Annotated in this window: 15 protein-coding genes and 1 pseudogene; 5 read left to right on the top strand and 11 right to left on the bottom strand. The window is 60.8% G+C overall.

The genetic code is table 11. From position 1 onward, the window contains the following. Positions 1–88: 88 nt before the first annotated feature. The 7 genes and pseudogenes from JYG32_RS14600 to dnaA form a co-directional block, all read right to left on the bottom strand. Positions 89–1,366, bottom strand: a complete 1,278-nt coding sequence (locus JYG32_RS14600) for a hypothetical protein (protein WP_213263922.1) — start codon at positions 1,364–1,366, stop codon at positions 89–91. Beyond that, positions 1,363–1,674 (bottom strand): Pepco domain-containing protein, encoded by a 312-nt coding sequence (locus tag JYG32_RS14605; RefSeq protein ID WP_213263923.1) that lies wholly within the window; start codon positions 1,672–1,674, stop codon positions 1,363–1,365. Before JYG32_RS14605 ends, JYG32_RS14600 begins: the two co-directional genes overlap by 4 nt. A 154-nt stretch (positions 1,675–1,828) precedes the next feature. Beyond that, positions 1,829–2,957, bottom strand: a pseudogene (locus JYG32_RS14610) (IS3 family transposase). 95 nt (positions 2,958–3,052) lie between these two features. Beyond that, positions 3,053–3,940 carry a DUF5677 domain-containing protein gene (locus JYG32_RS14615; RefSeq protein WP_213263924.1) on the bottom strand — a complete coding sequence of 296 codons (888 nt, stop codon included), beginning with the start codon at positions 3,938–3,940 and terminating at the stop codon, positions 3,053–3,055. Between the two features lie 344 nt (positions 3,941–4,284). Continuing rightward, positions 4,285–6,759: a DNA topoisomerase (ATP-hydrolyzing) subunit B gene (gene gyrB / locus JYG32_RS14620; RefSeq protein WP_213263925.1), complete on the bottom strand. Its 2,475-nt coding sequence runs from the start codon at positions 6,757–6,759 to the stop codon at positions 4,285–4,287. Between the two features lie 191 nt (positions 6,760–6,950). Continuing rightward, complete coding sequence (gene dnaN, locus JYG32_RS14625; protein ID WP_006756934.1) at positions 6,951–8,057, bottom strand: DNA polymerase III subunit beta; 1,107 nt, start codon at positions 8,055–8,057, stop codon at positions 6,951–6,953. A gap of 169 nt (positions 8,058–8,226) precedes the next feature. Next, positions 8,227–9,798: a chromosomal replication initiator protein DnaA gene (gene dnaA, locus JYG32_RS14630; RefSeq protein ID WP_213263926.1), complete on the bottom strand. Its 1,572-nt coding sequence runs from the start codon at positions 9,796–9,798 to the stop codon at positions 8,227–8,229. A 421-nt stretch (positions 9,799–10,219) separates the two neighbouring features. On the opposite strand from dnaA, the gene rpmH reads away from it, so the two are divergent. From rpmH to yidC, 4 genes are all read left to right on the top strand, one after another. Next, a complete protein-coding gene (gene rpmH / locus JYG32_RS14635) occupies positions 10,220–10,354 on the top strand; it encodes a 50S ribosomal protein L34 (RefSeq protein WP_004198824.1) in 135 nt (44 codons plus the stop codon). 15 nt (positions 10,355–10,369) lie between these two features. Further along, complete coding sequence (rnpA, locus tag JYG32_RS14640; protein WP_213263927.1) at positions 10,370–10,831, top strand: ribonuclease P protein component; 462 nt, start codon at positions 10,370–10,372, stop codon at positions 10,829–10,831. 75 nt (positions 10,832–10,906) lie between these two features. Beyond that, positions 10,907–11,173, top strand: a complete 267-nt coding sequence (yidD, locus tag JYG32_RS14645) for a membrane protein insertion efficiency factor YidD (protein ID WP_009694594.1) — start codon at positions 10,907–10,909, stop codon at positions 11,171–11,173. Between the two features lie 8 nt (positions 11,174–11,181). Next, positions 11,182–12,849, top strand: coding sequence for a membrane protein insertase YidC (gene yidC / locus JYG32_RS14650; protein ID WP_174380643.1), 1,668 nt, complete (start codon positions 11,182–11,184; stop codon positions 12,847–12,849). Positions 12,850–12,974: 125 nt separating this feature from the next. On the opposite strand, the gene JYG32_RS14655 is transcribed toward yidC, so the two are convergent. After that, on the bottom strand, positions 12,975–13,409 hold the full coding sequence (locus JYG32_RS14655; protein ID WP_174380644.1) for a transcriptional regulator: 435 nt from the start codon (positions 13,407–13,409) through the stop codon (positions 12,975–12,977). Between the two features lie 338 nt (positions 13,410–13,747). Here JYG32_RS14655 and mnmE point away from each other — a divergent pair, with 338 nt between their 5' ends. Next, positions 13,748–15,142 carry a tRNA uridine-5-carboxymethylaminomethyl(34) synthesis GTPase MnmE gene (mnmE, locus tag JYG32_RS14660; RefSeq protein ID WP_213265438.1) on the top strand — a complete coding sequence of 465 codons (1,395 nt, stop codon included), beginning with the start codon at positions 13,748–13,750 and terminating at the stop codon, positions 15,140–15,142. Between the two features lie 495 nt (positions 15,143–15,637). Here mnmE and JYG32_RS38915 read toward each other — a convergent pair whose 3' ends face one another. From JYG32_RS38915 to JYG32_RS14670, 3 genes are all read right to left on the bottom strand, one after another. Beyond that, positions 15,638–16,168 (bottom strand): DUF6402 family protein, encoded by a 531-nt coding sequence (locus tag JYG32_RS38915; protein WP_249744552.1) that lies wholly within the window; start codon positions 16,166–16,168, stop codon positions 15,638–15,640. Then, a complete protein-coding gene (locus tag JYG32_RS38920) occupies positions 16,132–16,785 on the bottom strand; it encodes a DUF6402 family protein (protein ID WP_249744553.1) in 654 nt (217 codons plus the stop codon). The genes JYG32_RS38915 and JYG32_RS38920 overlap by 37 nt, the downstream gene beginning before the upstream one ends. Before the next feature lie 1,554 nt (positions 16,786–18,339). After that, positions 18,340–19,698, bottom strand: coding sequence for a sensor domain-containing diguanylate cyclase (locus JYG32_RS14670; protein ID WP_213263928.1), 1,359 nt, complete (start codon positions 19,696–19,698; stop codon positions 18,340–18,342). Between the last annotated feature and the right edge of the window lie 83 nt (positions 19,699–19,781).

Raw genomic sequence — 19,781 nt, forward strand, 5'->3', positions numbered from 1 at the left:
TGCCCGACGCTGCATGGCCTACGGCAACTTCTTTCAACCTCGCCTGCAGACTCCGAACCAGATGCGGGCCGCACGGCGCTCCCTGCAGTCATCCTTTCAAGCGCTCCAGCGCTCCTTCGTAGAGACTCTTCGCCGGCTCCGGCAATCGCTGAATCAATCCGAAAAGCAGCTTGAACCGGTTAAATCTAACTAAAATCTGCTTTGAATCGGCGTCATCCCGGCCCTTCGACATCACCTCAGCGAAGTGATCGACGACAGTGAGAAAGACCTTGCTCAATACCGACTGCGGATAACCGCGAGACAGTATCGCGGGCGCTTCAACATAGAACGTCATGTAATCCGGGATCCGCTCTCCCGAGCACTTTTCCAGAAGGCGTTCGAATTCATCAATAAGCGACTCGCACTCCGCCTCGAAGGCCAGCTCGTGCTCACTCGGTTGCGTGATGATCTGACTGATCGCGCCAAAAGCCCGCTCGATTATGGTGGCGGCCATCACGATGGCATCATACGTCGCCTCCGAGCCGCATTCGCCACGTAACCAATCGCGCAATAGGGCGATTCGTTGTGTTGCCGGTGGATGCATGCCATCGACGAAATCGAGGCCAACCCGCCCCATCACGTCCCAAATCTGCAGTGCCAGTTCGGCGCCTGCGTAGGTGAACGCTAACCATGTCGGATCGGAAGTCCCGTGTTTGGCCATGCAGGCTTTGACACAGAGACTCAGAGCCGCGATGTCGGCAAGGTGCTCTTCAAGCGTATCGTTGACCTCCTCGGCAAACTCCGCATGAGACATCGCCCCCATGGCGGCGTAAACATGGCCCAGCTCGTGTGCGAGCAGGAAACGTTCGGCGCTCACCGCGAGCAGGTTGGCCAGCAGCTTTTGGTCAAGCGTGACCTCGTAGTCGGGACCAAAACTATCGCCCGTCTGCTGCAGCCACCAGAAGATTTCGGCAACGACGCGCGCCAACGTCGGCATGTCGATTCCGGACCCGATCCCTTCAGCGGGCCGGAACACCGCGCTCGCGAGTGGTCGCGCGATGCGATACAGAAATGCAAACAACCCGCTATATAGCACCACGACGAATTGCCCATCTTCCACTGGGATGACTTGGGCGTTGGGGGAGTCGAGACCAACCTCCGCAACGACCAAACGGCCCTCCCGTATGAGTTCCTGGAGGATAGGCGGCAGTACGTCTTCCAGGTCGTGCAAGAGTTCAGGCACCCGGCCGCGCAGATCCGAAACAGCATCGCGAGCTGCCGCTCCCAGATCCTGGGTCACCATGTGAATACGCTCAGGCGGCAATTCCGGCAACGGATGCTGCGCCAGCAGCGCCTCCAGATACTGCTGAGCGGCGGTCTGTGTCACGCCTTGCGCTTCAGTTTCAATTTGATTGCCGCCTGCGCACCGACGGTGGCCTTGCCCAGCAGTTCGACGCCGCCACTGGCTGACACGGTCAGCGATAGTTCGATCTCTTCAATGACTGTATTGCCCATACCGATCGGGCCCTCGTCCAGGAGGTCGGTGAACTGGGCAGCAAAAGATCGAATGCTTTCCCTCAACGCGTCACTGCTGATGTCCACGGTCTTGCCGACCGCTGTACGTGCCAAAGTCGGCAGTGCGGACTTGGTGGTTGTGTCTGAGGCCTCGTCGACCCACACCTTAACTGTTTCCAAACTATCTCTCCCGAAATACGATTCGCGAAGTGGTCTGTATGCGAATGGTATCAACCATTTTCGCCGGAGTTCAATGTTCCGCGTCGCGCGGTTTTATAGACTCTTTATCGGCAGTTTGAGCTGACAGTTGAGGCGGGTTGACCTGCCCCCGGTTTTAGCCCGAACTGCAGTTAGAGTCCGAGGTTAAAAACTGCTGCTTCGCGTCGTGCGCCCGGGCGAACTGCGCAGGCGTCAGATAGCCGAGCGAACTATGAGGCCGCTCGGGGTTGTACTCGATACGCCATTCCTCAATCAGCCGCTTGGCGTGGCGCATTGAGACGAACCAGTGCTCGTTCAGGCATTCGTCGCGGAACCGCCCGTTGAAACTCTCGATATAGGCATTCTCCACCGGCTTGCCAGGCCGAATGAACGACAGCGTGACACCGGCTTCGTAGGCCCATGCATCCAGCACCTTACCAGCGAACTCCGGCCCGTTGTCGACCGTGATGGATGCGGGTAAGCCTCGCATCTCCTTGAGCCGCTCGAGCACTTGCTGCACTCGTAGGCCCGGTAGCGAAGTATCGACCTCAATGGCCAAGCACTCGCGGGTGTAGTCGTCGACCACGTTCAGGCATCGAAACCGCCGACCATAGGCCAACCTGTCAGAAACGAAGTCCATCGACCAGCTCTGATTCGGGCCTGTTGTGGTAACGGCAGCGGGGTGCGCTCGACAGCCGCAATACGCTTGCGTCGCCGCTTGCGCACGCTCAGCCCCGCCTTGCTGTACAGGCGCCAGATGCGCTTGTGGTTGGCGAAGCAGCCATCCCGCTGCAACAGCACGTGAATCCGGCGATAGCCGTATCGGCGCTTCTGCGCGGCGATGGCCATCATCCGGCCAGTCAGCGCTTCGTCGTCAACTCGGCGACGTGATTCGTAGTGGAACAGCGAGCGCGAAATCCCTACCAGCCCGCAGGCCCGGGTAACACCCATGGCACGTTCGGTCATCAATATCCGGACCGCTTCGCGCTTGGCCTGCGAGCTTGCTACTTTCGAGCCAGCAGATCCTTCAACGCGGCGTTGTCGAGCATCGATTCGGCCAACAGGCGCTTGAGCTTGTTGTTCTCCTGCTCCAGTTCCTTCAGGCGCTGCGCTTCGGAGACCGTCATCCCGCCGAACTTTGCTTTCCAGTTGTAGTAGGTCGCTTCCGAGATGCCGTACTTGCGACACAGCTCCGCCGGCTTCAGGCCAGCCTCGGCTTCCTTCAAGATGCCGATGATTTGTTCTTCGGTGAATCGCTTTTTCATTGCCGCTCCTCTCTGGAACGGACTCTACACCGTCACCGTACTAAACACGGGGAGCAGGTCAAACCAGCATCCACGATTCCCGGAGCGGTTCAATGTCAAATTGTGTCGTATTCCGAGAGATCTGACGAGGGGCCATACTCAATTTCCAGCCAGCGCTCATAAGCCGATTTCATGCCAGATGTGAATTCTTCGATTTTCAAATCAACCTCCTCCAACGATGAATTATCACAACCCGCGAAACGGTAAGCGGCTCTCAGCCGAAGATTAAAGCAAGTGAAACAGTCCGAGATAAGACGCATCAGGTGCGCCATGTGCAGTGAATCACGCCGCTCGGGTGAGCGCATTTCACGATCCATTGCGATAGAGACGCCCACGTAGTCCGCGTGGTGTATATGGCTGGCCACCGCGTAAGAATAGGACAATCCAGTGAATCCATGATAGAAAGGGTCCCCGCTCCTACTTAGAGAATCTAAAATTCCAGCGTATCCCCAGCGGGTTTCCATGGCACGCCGGGTGGATTTGTCATAGCGCGTTCGTAGTTCGTCGCGTGTAGCATCCGGAAGAACCATATCGCGGATGGGTCTCCATTGGTCCGCTTCTGGGTCGCGAAGGCTAGTCAATAAATCTCTCGCCTTCTGATCGTCTTTCATGAATGCAAGTTCTCGCTGATCCTCTGTGTACTCCCTAAATCTTTGCGAAAAATCCTCGCGAGTCTGGACGATAAACGCAAATTTAAGCGATGCCTCGAAGACTGATCGGACAGCAACTTCCGCATCCCAAAGTTGCCCATAGGCTATTAGAAGGAAAACACTCTCAGTGGAGCGAGCGGCAGCGGTAAGCAGCATACCAAGACTGATGCGCTCATGCGCTTCTAACTCGCGGTAGCGCGCGAATTCTCCCATGAAAGGGAGCAATTCTCGCATAAGGAACAGCCCGCGCTCGCCCCAGGCGTTCTGTTCGGCAGACATCTCGTCCGTGTACATTGTATTCACCTATACGTGACGGTACTTTGTTTACTTCGAACACTATACTATTTGTCTGATACCAGCCCCCAGCGCATTTTCCCTTGCTATTGGTATGTCAAAAATCGATACAGCGCCTAGGTATCGAAGCCCTGCTTCCACGCTCGCGAAAGACGGCGGGCCCCCAATTTATTGTGGATGTCAGCATACCAGGTGCGAGCGTGGCAATACCGGCACGCCGTGGCGAAACCCAATGTGAAATCTTGTGGGTGACCGAATTCGCTATCGCGGAAGGGAATAAAAAAACCCTGCAGCCATTGGAGTTGCAGGGTTTCAGAAATACTAGAGCATTGCCTGTTTCGGTGTCAAACGTCAATATTCCCCGCCCGCAACGCATTCGACTCGATAAACGCCCGCCGCGGCTCGACATCATCCCCCATCAGGGTAGTAAAGATCCCATCCGCCGCAATCGCGTCTTCGATCTGCACGCGCAGCAGGCGCCGTACCGCCGGATCCATCGTCGTTTCCCACAGCTGCCCGGGGTTCATCTCCCCGAGCCCCTTATACCGCTGCTTCGACACATTCCGCTCGGCATCCGCCAGCAGCCACTTCATCGCGCTCTTGAAGTCCGTCACGGCCATGCTGCGCTCACCACGCTTGATAACAGCCCCTTCCCCAATAAGCCCCGTGAACGTATTCGCGGTAGCCACAAGCTGCTGATAATCCGCCGTGTGCTGGAACTCCTGATCGATAACAGAAACCCGCACATTCCCGTGATGGGTACGCTCGACATGCAGCGACCGCTGTTCCCGAACCGCGTCATACGAAGGCACCACACGCACTTCGTTCTTCAAAGCCTCGTCATGCAGCGCAGCATGCAGCGCCTTCGCCGAAGCCTCCGTCGAAGCCTCGTTGGAAAGGTCGATCGCCACCCCGTCCATGATCGCCTCGAGCGCCGCCGGGTCATACAACCGGCTCAACCGGTTGATCACACTCTGCGACAGCAAATACGACCGCGCCAGCTCCCCAAGCGCATCGCCGGAGATCGCCGCCGCATTCTCCCCAGGCACCAGCTCCGACCCTTGCAGCGCCAACCGCAGCATATGCGCGTTCAACTCCACATCATCCTTCAGATACCGCTCGTCCTTGCCCGCCTTGATCTTGTAAAGCGGCGGCTGTGCGATATACACATACCCGCGCTCGATCATGTCCGGCATTTGGCGATAGAGGAACGTGAGCAGCAGCGTCCGGATGTGCGCACCGTCGACGTCCGCGTCGGTCATGATGATGATGCGGTGATAGCGCAGCTTGTCGAGGTTGTAATCGTCCTTGCCGATCCCGCAGCCGAGCGCCGTGACCAGCGTAACGATCTGCTCCGACGAAAGCAGCTTGTCGTAGCGCGCCTTCTCGACGTTCAGCACCTTGCCGCGCAGCGGCAGGATCGCCTGGAACTTGCGGTCACGCCCTTGCTTGGCCGAGCCGCCTGCCGAGTCACCCTCGACGATGTAGATTTCGCACTTCGCCGGGTCTTTCTCCTGGCAGTCCGCGAGCTTGCCGGGCAGGCCGACGCCGTCGAGCACGCCCTTGCGGCGCGTCATCTCGCGCGCCTTCCGTGCCGCATCGCGCGCACGCGCGGCTTCGACGATCTTCCCGCAGATGATCTTCGCGTCGAGCGGCGTTTCCAGCAGGAACTCCTCCAGCGCCTTCGCGACGACTTCTTCAACCGGCGCCCGCACTTCGGACGAAACCAGCTTGTCCTTCGTCTGCGAGCTGAACTTCGGCTCCGGCACCTTCACGGAAAGCACGCACGACAGCCCTTCGCGCATGTCGTCGCCGGTCGTCTCGACCTTGGCCTTCTTCGCGATTTCGTTGTCGGTGATGTACTTGTTGATGACGCGCGTCATCGCGGCCCGCAGGCCGGTCAGGTGCGTGCCGCCGTCGCGCTGCGGAATGTTGTTCGTGAAGCACAGCACGTTCTCGTTGTAGCTGTCGTTCCACTGCATCGCGACTTCCACACCCACGCCGTCCTTCTCGCCGATGGCGTGGAAAACCGTCGGATGCAGGTTGGTCTTCGTCTTGTTGATGTACTCGACAAAGCCCTTCACGCCGCCGGCGAACGCGAAATCGTCTTCCTTGCCGCTGCGCAGGTCGGTCAGGCGAATCCGCACGCCGTTGTTCAGGAACGAAAGCTCGCGCATCCGCTTCGCGAGGATGTCGTAGTGATACTCGACCGTGCCGAAAATGGTCGGATCGGCCATGAAGTGCACTTCGGTGCCGCGGTTCTCGGTATCGCCGGTCACCAGCATCGGCGACACTTCCACGCCGTCCACCATCTCGAGCACGCGGTCCTGCGCGATGCCGCGATGGAACTCCATGAAACGCTTCTTGCCGCCGCGGCGCACGGTGAGGCGCAGCCAGCTCGACAGCGCGTTCACGCACGACACGCCCACGCCGTGCAGGCCGCCGGACACCTTGTAGCTGTTCTGGTCGAACTTGCCGCCGGCGTGCAGCTCGGTCATCACGATCTCGGCGGCGCTGCGCTTCGGCTCGTGCTTGTCGTTCATCTTCACGTCGGTCGGAATCCCGCGGCCGTTGTCGATCACGGAAATCGAGTTGTCGACGTGAATCGTCACCTGGATGTCGTTGCAGTACCCGGCCAGCGCTTCGTCGATCGAGTTGTCGAGCACCTCGAACACGAGGTGATGCAGACCGGTGCCGTCCGACGTGTCGCCGATGTACATCCCGGGGCGCTTGCGCACCGCCTCCAGACCTTCGAGGATCTGGATCGACGAGGCGCCGTAGCTGCTGTTATCGGGTTGCGAATTGTGCTGTTCACTCATGGATATCTTCCGGTTCTGCGAGGCCACTCTAGTGGCGGCGCGGTGCGTTTCAGCGAGAAATCGCCGGGCCGCTCCAGTTTCCTGGCTCGTCCGCGGTGCCGGTGAGGCACCGAAAGGACGGGTTGTCGGTTCGCCATAAAAACGCCAAAGGGGCTTGCCGCCCCCTGGTGTGTGTCGTGATGTCGCGCGCGTCAGATGCGCATCGGCATCACGACATACTTGAACTCGTCGTTCTCGGGCACCGTGATCAGCGCGCTCGAGCTGGCGTCGCCGAGGCTCACCTGCACGGTGTCGACCTTCAGGTTCGCGAGCACGTCGAGCAGATACGTGACGTTGAAGCCGATGTCGACGGTGTCGCCCTGGTACGCGATTTCCAGTTCTTCCTGCGCCTCTTCCTGGTCGGCGTTGGTCGACATGATCTTCAGCTGGCCCGGCGCGATGATGCAGCGCACGCCCTTGAACTTGTCCGAGGTCAGGATGGCCGCACGCTGCAGCGAACGCTGCAGTTCTTCGCGGCCGATCTCGAACGTGTTCTTGTGCGCCTTCGGGATCACGCGCTGGAAGTCGGGGAACTTGCCCTCGACGAGTTTCGACACGAGCTCGACCTGGCCGAACGTGAACTTGGCCTGGGTTTGCGCGATGTCGATGGTGACGGTGTCGTCGATGTCCTCGAGCAGGCGCTGCAGCTCGAGAATCGTCTTGCGCGGCACGATCACTTCCTGGCGGCCGAACGTGCCGCCTTCGAGCTTCATCGACGAGAACGCGAGGCGGTGGCCGTCGGTGGCCACGGCCATCAGCTGGTCGCCGTCGACGACGAGCAGCATGCCGTTCAGGTAGTAGCGGATGTCCTGCTGCGCCATCGCGAAGTGCACCATGCCGAGCAGCTGGCGGAACGACTTCTGCGGGACGGTGAGGGTCGCGCCGAAATCCTTCGCCTGCGCGACGGTCGGGAACTCGTCGGCCGCCAGGGTTTGCAGTGCGAAGCGGCTCTTGCCCGATTGAACGGTGAGGCGCTTGTCGGCGAGCGACAGCGTGACCTGGCCGTCAGGCATCGCGCGCAGGATGTCGAGCAGCTTGCGGGCCGCGACGGTGGTGGCCACCTGGTCGCCGCCGACGCCGAAATCGGCGCGCGTGGTGATCTGCAGCTCCAGGTCGGTCGACAGGAACGAAACGTCCGGGCCGTTCTTGGTGATCAGCAGGTTGGCAAGGATCGGCAACGTATGGCGGCGTTCGACGATGCCGCTGACCGTTTGCAGCGGCCTGAGGAGTGTGTCTCGTTCGGTCTTGACCAGTTGCATAGAGTTCCTTCGTTGAGTAACGGCCTGCAGCGCAGCAGCCTCGCAGCGCCCCGCCAGCCGGGCTCTTGGCCCGCCACCGCCGGGGCGGTCAAACCAGTATTGTGCCTCAAAACCGAACCGCCCCCCTTAATTTGGGGCGGATGCCGAATTATCAAGCGCGCCCGCGCGCTCAGCCCTTCAGCGTCTGTTCCAGCACGTGCAGCTCGTGGTTGAGCTGCGCGTCCTTGCTGCGCTCGTCGGCGATCTTGCGCACGGCGTGCAGCACGGTGGTGTGATCGCGCCCGCCGAACAGCTCGCCGATTTCCGGCAGGCTCTTCTGCGTGAGTTCCTTCGCGAGGTACATCGCGATCTGCCGCGGCCGCGCGATGTTCGCCGGACGCTTCTTCGAATACATGTCGGCGACCTTGATGTTGTAGAAGTCGGCGACGGTCTTCTGGATGTTCTCGACCGAAATCTGCCGGTTCTGCACGGTCAGCAGGTCCTTCAGCGCTTCCTTGGTCAGCTCGATCGAGATCTCGCGGCCGTGGAACTTCGAATACGCGAGGATCTTGCGCAGCGCGCCCTCGAGCTCGCGCACGTTCGAGCGCAGGTGCTTCGCGACGAAGAACGCGACGTCTTCCGACAGGTTCACGCCTTCCGACTGCGCCTTGCGCATCAGGATCGCGACGCGCATTTCCAGCTCGGGCGGCTCGATCGCGACGGTGAGGCCCGAGTCGAAGCGCGAGATCAGACGATCGTCGATCCCCGAAATCTCCTTCGGATACGTGTCGCTGGTGATGATCACCTGCGCCTTGTTCGCGACCAGCGCCTCGAACGCGTAGAAGAATTCCTCTTGCGTGCGCGACTTGCCGGAGAAGAACTGGATATCGTCGATCAGCAGCAGGTCGAGCGAGTGGTAGTAGCGCTTGAAGTCGTCGAACGCCTTGCGCTGGTACGCCTTCACCACGTCCGACACGTATTGTTCCGCATGGATGTAGCGGATCCGCGCGCCGGCCTTGTCGAGCAGCAGCTGGTTGCCGATCGCGTGGATCAGGTGGGTCTTGCCGAGGCCGACGCCGCCGTACAGGAACAGCGGGTTGTATGAGATGCCCGGGTTGTCCGCGACCTGGATCGCGGCGGCACGCGCCAACTGGTTCGCCTTGCCGGTCACGAAGTTGTCGAACGTCAGTACGGGGTTCAGCTTCGAGCGCTCGTACATCGAATCGGCTTCGCCGCCTGCGGGGGCCGCACCGGGGCCCGGGCGCCACGTGCGGCGGCCGGCGGCCGCTTCGTGCGCGGGCAGGCTCGGCAGGTCGATGTCGGCGTCGTCGGCGTTCAGGTGGTGCGCGGCCGCCGCCGACGGCGTCATCGGCACGTCGGCGGGCGCCGCCGCGGCATGCGCGGTCAGGTTGGCGGCGATCGCGGCCACCGTGGCGGCCGGGCCGCTCGGCTGCAGCGGCGCGCGCGGGGCGCCTGCGCCCGGTGCTGCGCCGGCCGCGGCGCTGCGCATGCCTGCCTTGGGATCGAGGACGAACTGGACTTCGATCGGCGCGTTCCAGAAATCCCGGGCCAGATCGGAGATCCGGCCCGAAAACTGGCTCTTGACCCAGTCCAGCTTGAAGCGGTTCGGCGCGGCGATGGACAGCGTGTTCGCCGACGCATCGAAGGCCACCGGGGCCAAGGGTTTGATCCACGTCACGTACTGCTGGGGCGTCAGCTCGCGCTCCAGCAGTGCGGAACAGTGTTGCCAGAAATCGTTCATCAAGTAACAGTCGTTTTTTGCATGCACAGCGTGGCTCGCCGGCGCCCTTGTCGCGGTCGCGCAACAAGGCCCGAAGCGGTCGTGCGAGCGTGCCTCGGACGCCTGCGTCACAGTCTTGGAGAGGCAGGCGAGAGCCGAAGCGGCGTGCGGGATTCTTGGAGGTAAGGCGAGATTCTACCGCCAAACGCGGCCACAGCGGGACTTATCCACAGGCTGGTTTTGTGGGTCGCGGGGCCGGATCGGCCGGGGCGGGCACAGGCGAGCGACTCCTAAAGTATTGACCGTCAAGAGAAAAACGGTTTAAATAGCGGGTTCCGCGAAAACCAATCCTGTATTCCCGGCGATTGCGTTCGCCCGAATGCCTCTGGTTAAGGGCACGCGGTCCCCTGAATTTCGACATTCTCGAACAAGTGAGAACATCATGAAACGTACTTACCAACCGTCCGTGACGCGCCGCAAGCGCACCCATGGCTTCCGTGTCCGCATGAAGACGGCAGGTGGCCGCAAGGTCATCAACGCTCGCCGCGCGAAGGGCCGCAAGCGCCTCGCCATCTAAGGCAGGTTGCACGCTGTGTCCGCCGTCCGCAGTCCCGCGGAAGGTGCCGTCGAGCCGGGTGCGAATCCGTCGCAGACGAAAGCCGCCTTCCCGAAAGCTGCGCGACTTCTGAAAACGGATGAATTTTCATCCGTTTTTCGTTTGCGCCCCTGGCGGCGTTCGGCGCACTTCGTGATTTACGGCAAGCCGACCGGTCAGCCCGCGCGTCTGGGGCTCGTCGTCGGCAAGAAGTATGCGCCGCGTGCAGTCACGCGTAATCTCGTGAAGCGGCTGGCGCGCGACGCGTTTCGCTTGCGCCGGGCCGAATTCGCCGGTTACGACCTGCTGCTGCGGCAGCACACGCGCTTCGACAGGAAAGCGCTGCCGAGCGCGGCTTCCGCCCCGCTCGCGGCGATGTGTGCGGCCGAAATCCGCGAGCTGCTCGACAGGGCAGTCCGGGAGATCGCCCGCCGTGCGTCGAAGCCCGCGTCCGAGTGACGCATCCGTGCCCGGTGCGGCGTTCGCGCCCGCCCGGCCGGTTTTGACGCGGCGCCGAACGGCGTCGCCCAAGGTATGGAAACGGTATTGATCGCCTTGCTGCGCTTCTACAAGGTTGCCGTGAGCCCTCTGCTCGGCAACCGTTGCCGTTTTTATCCTTCCTGTTCGGATTACGCGCGCGAGGCAATCCAGTATCATGGCGCCGCGCGCGGCACGTATCTCGCCGTCAGGCGCGTGTGCCGATGCCATCCGTTTTCCGCGGGCGGCATCGACCTCGTCCCGCCGCCCAACTCCGACACTCGCGCTCGCGGCGAAGCCGACGCGCGGTCCCATCGACTCTGAGACAACGCATGGATATCAAACGCACCGTCCTATGGGTGATCTTCTTCATGTCAGCTGTCATGCTGTACGACAACTGGCAGCGTTCCCATGGACGCCCGTCGATGTTCTTCCCGAGCGCCACGCAGACTGCCCCCGCGGCCGCTGCCGGCGGCGCATCGGGCACGGGCGCGACGACGACGACCGCAGGTGAAGTGCCTGCTGCCGCAGCCGGCGCCGCACCGTCGACGACGGCACCGGCCGCCCAGGCGCAGCTCGTGAAGTTCTCGACCGACGTGTACGACGGCGAAATCGACACGCGCGGCGGCACGCTCGCGAAGCTGACGCTGAAGAAGCAGGGCGACGGCAAGCAGCCCGACCTGTACATCACGCTGTTCGACCACACGGCCGGCCACACGTATCTCGCACGCTCGGGCCTGCTCGGCGGCGATTTCCCGAACCACAACGACGTCTACACGCAGGTGAACACCGGCTCGACGTCGCTCACGGGCGACCAGAACGCGCTGAAGCTGTCGTTCGAATCGCCGGTGAAGGGCGGCGTGAAGGTCGTGAAGACCTACACGTTCACGCGCGGCAGCTACGTGATCGGCGTCGATACCAAGATCGACAACGTCGGCACGGCGCCTGTCACGCCGACGGTCTATATGGAACTGGTGCGCGACAACACGGCCGTCGAAACGCCGATGTTCTCGCACACGTTCCTCGGGCCGGCGGTCTACACGGACACGAAACACTTCCAGAAGATCGACTTCAGCGACCTCGACAAGAACAAGGCGAACTTCGAGAAGTCCGCCGACAACGGCTGGGTCGCGATGGTGCAGCACTACTTCGCGTCGGCATGGATTCCGCAGCAGGGCGTGAAGCGCGACATCTACGCCGAGAAGATCGATCCGACGCTGTACCGCGTCGGCGTGAAGCAGCCGGTCGCCGCGATCGCGCCGGGCCAGTCGGCCGACGTGCAGGCACGCCTGTTCGCCGGTCCGGAAGAAGAGCGCATGCTCGAAGGCATCGCGCCGGGCCTGGAACTCGTGAAGGACTACGGCTGGGTGACGATCATCGCGAAGCCGCTGTTCTGGCTGCTCGAGAAGATCCACGGCTACGTCGGCAACTGGGGCTGGGCGATCGTGCTGCTGACGGTGCTGATCAAGGCCGTGTTCTTCCCGCTGTCGGCCGCGAGCTACAAGTCGATGGCGCGCATGAAGGAAATCACGCCGCGCATGCAGGCGCTGCGCGAACGCTTCAAGAGCGATCCGCAAAAGATGAACTCGGCGCTGATGGAGCTGTACAAGACCGAGAAGGTCAATCCGTTCGGCGGCTGTCTGCCGGTCGTGATCCAGATCCCGGTGTTCATCTCGCTGTACTGGGTGCTGCTCGCATCGGTCGAAATGCGCGGCGCGCCGTGGATTCTGTGGATTCACGACCTGTCGCAGCGCGATCCGTTCTTCATCCTGCCGGTGCTGATGGCCGTGTCGATGTTCGTGCAGACGAGCCTGAACCCGACGCCGCCGGACCCCGTCCAGGCGAAGATGATGAAGTTCATGCCGATCGCGTTCTCGGTGATGTTCTTCTTCTTCCCGGCCGGCCTCGTGCTGTACTACGTCGTGAACAACGTGCTGTCGATCGCGCAGCAGTACTACATCACGCGCAAGCTCGGCGGGGTCAAGAAGAAACCGGCCTGACGCTCGTTGCACCCGCGGGCGGCGAGCCGCCCGCGATGCACGCAAAAAAGCCGCATGGTTCGCCCATGCGGCTTTTTTATTTCTCGGCGGCGGCGCGCGGTGTGCGGTGCGCGTGCCGTTCGCGGTCAGATCTTCTTCGCTTCGATTTTCGGTTCGCCGTAGAACTGCTCGACCAGTTCCTGAACGAGGTAGCGTTGATGCGGCGACAGCGCCTCGATCTTCGACGCGAGTTCGATCGTTTCCGGCGTCGGCGGATAGCGTTCGTCGCGCGGCAGCGGTTGCGGCGTCGGGTGTTCGATCACGCTCGGCGACGGCCCGTAATGCAGCCAGTGCAGTTCGACACGCAGCCATTCGGCGAGCGTTTCGAGTTTGTCCGACGTCGGAATCGTGCGGCCCGTCAGCCATTTATGCGCGGTTTGCGGCGAAACGGGATGCGATCCGCGGTGGCGCAGATTGAATCGGTTCGCAAGCTCCGTCGCGCCGGAGACCTTCTCCGGGCTGCGCCGCAGGGCGAATTTCAGGCGTTCCGAGAACGCGGCTTTTTCTTCGGATGTCGGCATGGGGGAGATTGTGCAATTCCACCGATGCGTTTCAGACAACCGTATGGGATAAACGTATCTCATTTGGACGAATCTCAACCTTGCGCTGGATTGGCAGCGAAATTGAGGGACGAAACGTCAGGCCGCTCTGGCAAACATACTCGTCCGAAACGGTGGCGGTGTTATCGCGCTGGACTGATACTAGACTTATCCCCGCCGGGATAAATTCGGGCGAGTCCGAATCCCGCGTGGCGCCCGGTGGTGTGTGTGCCGGCACGCTACAATGCCGGCGTTCCGATGCCCGTACTGTTGCGCGGGCGCACCACTCACCGTCTGATCACCCGATTCATCCGATTCCCATGCTCGCTACCGATTCCGATCCGATCGTCGCCATTGCCACTGCTGCCGGCCGGGGCGGCATCGGTGTCGTCCGCGTGTCGTTCGGGCGTGGCGGCGAGGCGGCCGCGCTGCCGCTGATCGACGCGTTGTGCGGGCAGAAGCTCGCACCGCGCCATGCGAGCTACGTGCCGTTCCTCGACGAGCACGGCGCGCCGCTCGACCGCGGGATCGCGCTGTATTTCCCGGCGCCGCATTCGTACACCGGCGAGCACGTGCTCGAGCTGCAGGGGCATGGCGGGCCGATCGTGATGCAGCTGCTGCTGCAGCGCTGCCTGGATGCGGGGCGTGGCTTCGGGCTGCGGCTCGCGGAGCCGGGCGAGTTCACGCGGCGCGCGTTCCTGAACGACAAGCTCGACCTCGCGCAGGCCGAAGCGGTGGCCGACCTGATCGAGGCGAGCACCGAGGCGGCGGCGCGCTCGGCCGGGCGCTCGCTCGATGGCGCGTTCTCGCGGCAGATCCATGCGCTCGTCGAAGACGTGATCACGCTGAGGATGCTGGTCGAGGCGACGCTCGATTTTCCGGAAGAGGAGATCGACTTTCTGGAGGCCGCCGATGCACGCGGCAAGCTCGCGAAGATCCGCGCGCAGCTTGCGCATGTGCTTGGCGATGCCCGGCAGGGTGCGCTGTTGCGCGAAGGGCTGTCGGTCGTCCTTGCCGGACAGCCGAACGTCGGCAAGTCGTCGCTGCTGAATGCGCTGGCCGGCGCGGAACTGGCGATCGTCACGCCGATCGCCGGGACGACGCGCGACAAGGTCGCGCAGACGATCCAGGTCGAAGGAATTCCGCTGCACATCATCGATACGGCCGGGTTGCGCGAGACGGAGGATGAAGTCGAGCGGATCGGTATCGCGCGTACGTGGAGCGAGATCGAGCGCGCGGACGTCGTGCTGCATCTGCTCGATTCGCGCACGGGGCTGACGCCGGATGACGAGGCGATCGCGGCGCGGTTTCCGGGCGGCGTGCCGGTGGTGCGCGTGCTGAACAAGACGGATCTGACCGGCGTGCCGGCTTGCGTCGAGCATCCGGCGGCGGAAGGGGACCTGACCGAGGTGCACCTGTCGGCGAGGCGCGGCGACGGGATCGATATGCTGCGTGCGGAGTTGCTGCGGATTGCGGGGTGGCAGGCGGGGGCTGAAGGCGTGTATCTCGCGCGCGAGCGGCATCTGATCGCGTTGCGAGCGGCGCAGGAGCATCTGGCGCAGGCGGCGGATCATGCTGAGCAAAGGGCGCAGTCGCTGGATCTGTTTGCCGAGGAGCTGCGACTCGCGCAGGAACAGCTCAATGCGATTACCGGGGAGTTCACTTCGGATGATCTGCTGGGGGTGATTTTCAGCAGGTTCTGTATCGGGAAATAGAAGCGAAAAGGATTGCAGGGCGGGAATGGCACAGCCATCGCCCAGTAATAGAACGTGCCTGCATCCGCGTGACGGCTGCAAGTCAGATTGACACTGTGGTTTTACAGATGCGGACGGGCCGCTAGCATCCGATCGATAAACGATGGCGGCAACGATATATATACAGAATCATCTCCGCCGTCACCTTTTGAAAAGGACACGTAGGCCTCGCTATAACTATTCCAGGAAATTTCGGGAATCGGTGTGCTGAATGTGTGCTGGGCTATTAACCTCCCAGTTTGTGCGATGTATACGCGACCAACATACCGCGAATCTCCACCCGGAACCCAAGCTAAAAGGCACAGGTCGGCAAGATACATCCCATCTGGAGATGTCGACGTTCTACACTCTTCCCCTCGAGGCGTTCGGTCAAAGGCAAAGGTACCAATCAGTGCCATGATGAGCAGTGTATGAGTAATTTTCAAAGAAATCGTCATGATTTATTGTTGAATTTGATCATAGTGAAATTTCTATGGGAGGGGAGATTGGGATGAATTTTTTGTCAGAGTAGATGATAAAGTCGCCGCCTCTGTCATGTATCTTAGACCATTTTCTAAAATCGATATTTTCTACCGGATAGTGGACGTTCCCCTTGATGAGTGAGTCGCCTCTGGCGACGGCGTATTTGACATATGGGATATGCTCGGAGTTCGAGAATGCAGCGATTGCACTATATGGCACAATGATGACGCCGTCGCTACTCCAATGCCCTAAGTATTGGGATCGCTCATTAGATTTGTCGGTGAATGTATAGTTGTCTTTCACATACACCCACACTCCGGTCACTTCAGCTATTTTTCTGTGTGAATCCACGTCCCACGAGAAGCGCGCGCTTCCGAGCGCCACATAGATATTGAAGGACCCGAGTGCTCCGGATAGGTCGTCAGGTACACCATTGTTGCGAAGTTGTGCATCTAGTTGAGTTTCAATTTTCTGCCCAAACGTGCTATCTACTTTTGAGTATTGAAATTGGAATCTTCGGTGCAAATCGCGAAGATCATTGCCACATATGTCGTGGTGTAGAGTCGCGCTGCGCAGTCTTTATGCGGGATCAGCAGTTTGTAAAGCTGGATTCTGGATTTTGGTGAGCGAATCATTTCATTAATAAGATAATCGAATTGCCGCTTCGCTCGGGGGAAGCGCAGAATCCAATCCAATTTAATGGTAGACATGTCATACATGTCGGATGGATATGGTTTTCCATATTGATTGATTTCTAACGACTCATCCGAAGAAGTCCGTGAATAATTTAATTTTCCAGAGAACCATCGCTCCATAAGTTTGGCAGATGTCGGAAGGTACATTTTGCGCATTGCTGCGGGAATCTCTTGAATATCGAACGCTGGTACGGGATCGCCCTTTTTAAGTTTCACGATGGAGGGTTTGGGAGGGGGGGCATTTAGCCAAACTTGAAAGCGTGCCAGCGCCTTGCCGGCCCTTTCCAAGGCATCAACCATTTTGTCAAGCGAATCGCGCTTGGGCGTGGCGGAGGAATGTTTGAGTTCAGTTGCGTTCGATTTTTGTTGCATCGGAAGCGGTGGCGCAGGTTTATCCATGGATAACGAGATGTTTGGAACAATCTTGCATCCAATCAGCACCGTCATGGAGTTTCCACTTCCAAAAAATTTTATTTATCGTGAAATAGGGAATTTTTTCCTTGTTTGATGGCATTTCTATTTTAGATCCGGTGATGGTGGGCGGTTTGCGCGATGCCTGTTACGCTAGCGTGATCGCACCCGTAAAATCAATCGGACTAGTTCGAAATCGTTGTTAACGTGACTGGGTTTGGGGTCAAATATTCTTGGGGTTTTCTTGGCCGTCTAAGCGCACCGGGATCGTGAGGCCGTCGATAGGTATGCAGATATTCAAAGGAGTTGCGACTTTTTATTTTTCTTGGCCAGGTGGCGGGTCGGGCGTTAGCTATCATTGTGCTGGCGTCAACGGTGGCCGGCGCAGCGGGTATTCCACGGGTAGAATATCCCGTTGCGGTCGGTGATATGCGAGTCGCGGGGAATGTCTATTACCCGGTCCGGAATGGCTCATTTCGCGAGTGGTAGCGGCGTCATCATCGAGGCGGCGATTTTGTTATTTTTTCGGACTACTGCTAAGTGACGTTGCAGGAACCCATCAAACTTCGGCTCACATGAATCTTCGTATTAATGATTTGGGCGTGTTGTTAATGATAGCCCTCGTGACGATAATATTGTCCGTTGTCGTGCTCGCTTCGGCAGTGAGATTGCTGAATGCTTTCTTATCTGGCTCAAGAGGTTGGGCTGATGTTATTGCGAGTGAGATTAGGATTTTCATTCGGCGCGCATTCGTTTCGGCTGCCGTCGTCACTGTCCTCGGGTTTGGCTGGAGCTACTGGAAAGACGTATAACTGCGCGCGATTTGCGATTCACGCGAACAAAAGATCGAGCGTTCTTCGCACGGTGGCTATTGGGCACGGTACTGTTATTTTGGAGATACGATCGTTCTCAGGCTCTACGACAGGGGGGGCGAGCACCTCGTCGCCGAGCGAACGTATCGGGACGGGTCTCGCTTACCTGTTGAGCTTCATTGGGCGAAGGAGGCATTGATGTACCCCCAAGGGCTCGAGTTCGGCGCAACATTTGGCGAAATCAGTTTGCCGCCGACTTTTCTTGACCGGATGTTGGCGGCTTCCCTAGCAGACCACGTTCGGCGCTTATGCTTCGCAAGCACGTCGCGCTCAAGGGAGTGGGGCTCCGATTGGGCGACGGTCGATGCAAATGCGATCGACAGCGTGCCAGGTGAATGTAGCTGCTGGCGTGCAGAGTGACTACGCCGGCCTGATTGAGTTGCGGTCCGGATCATCGATCCAGCATGGGCGAGCATGCTGATCGACTCGTCCGGACCCCCACCCGCATCAATCCCAATGATGGTGATGGTAATACCCGCCACCACCGTAGTACCCGCCGTCCGGCACCACGATACAGCCGCTCAATAGCACGGCGACGCTGGCAATCAGCAAAAGGGTTTTCTTCATCGCGTCCACCTGCTCGGGTTCAATATGGAGCCCAGCATAGCGAGCGCTCGCAACACCGGCTGTAAGCGATCGTTTCCCTGTTCCGCAATCCGTAACGGCGCATTATTCCGGTCAAAATGACCGTAACAAATGCCCCAAACAGCAGACGTTTTCAGGCGACGACGACCCTGTTTCTCCCCGCATCCTTCGCACGATACAGCGCGGCATCGGCGGCTTCGATCAGCGCGTCGGGCGTCGACAGGTCGTCGGCCGACACGGTCGCACAGCCGACGCTGACGCTCACGCGCCCGGCCGGCGAAGCAGGCATCGCGAGATCGAGCCGCAACACGGCTTCGTGTGCTTCCTCGGCAACGACCCGCGCGCCGCGCGCACCGGTGTTCGGCAGCACGATCGCGAACTCCTCGCCGCCGTAACGCGCGACGATATCCGCTGGCCGCCTCACCGCGCCGGCCAGCGCATTCGCGATCGCGATCAGGCACGCGTCGCCCTTCACGTGACCGAACGCGTCGTTGTACGCCTTGAAGCGATCGACGTCGACCATCAGCAGCGACAGCGGTTCGCCCTGCCGCCGCGCCTGCAGGAACAGCGTGTGGAAATGATCGTTGAAGTGGCTGCGGTTGAACGCGCCCGTCAGCCCGTCGCGCGCGGAAGAACGAATCAGCGTTGCATGTGCCTCGAACAATTGCTGATACAGCATCGTGACTTCCCATGCGAGCACGCACACGAGCACGCCGGGCGTGAACATGCTGAACACGCGCGCGACATACCAGCCGACCGTGAAGCGGTTCGTGCTCAGCAGGTTGAGCGTCGTGTCGGTGAGGCACGCCAGCACCGCGATCGCGAGCCACAGGTCGAGCGTCGTGCGCAGCCGTCCGGTGACCAGTACGGTCACGAGCGCAAGCGCATTGAGTATCCATACGCCGAGCGCGACGCCGTTGACGGGCAGCACGGCCGCGTCGCCGGGCGGATGGAACGCGGGCGGCAGCGATACGTTCAGCGCGAGTGCGCACAGCAGCGCGGCCGCGATGGCCGGCCCGCCGACCAGCGCGACGGCCCACCGGCGCGTCTGCTTCTGGCCGACTGGTGCGCGCGTCAGCCGCTCGCGTGCGAGCAGCGCGGCCATCACGAAGCACGGGAAGCCCGCATGCCAGAAGATCCACATCCACGCGGCGCTTTGCGGGCGCGCGCCGAGCAGGCCCTGCGGCGCGAACACGCCCGGAAAGGTGAGCAACTGCAGCGCGACGGCGAGTGCGGTGAACGCATAGGCGCCGCCGAGCGCGCCGAGCACGGGCTGGCGCGTCACGGTGAACTGCGCGCCGAGGAAGAACGCCGCGATGCTCGCAGTCGTGAACACGGTGAGCGCACACATCGGCATGAACGGCTCGACGGCTGGCAGCGCGACGTTCGCGTGCGGCGCGGCGATCCCGAGCGCAAGCAGGATGACGAGCGCCGTCAGCGCGCCGAACCACAGCTGACGACGCGTCGTGTGCTGGATCAGGATGCCTTCCATGGAGTCCCCCGGACACGCGTGCGACACGCCCGGTCTTGCGCCGGGCGGCACGCATCCCGGCCGCGGCGCGACCGGTGCGGCCC

This window comes from Burkholderia pyrrocinia (assembly GCF_018417535.1).
Classification (GTDB): Bacteria; Pseudomonadota; Gammaproteobacteria; order Burkholderiales; family Burkholderiaceae; genus Burkholderia; species Burkholderia pyrrocinia_E.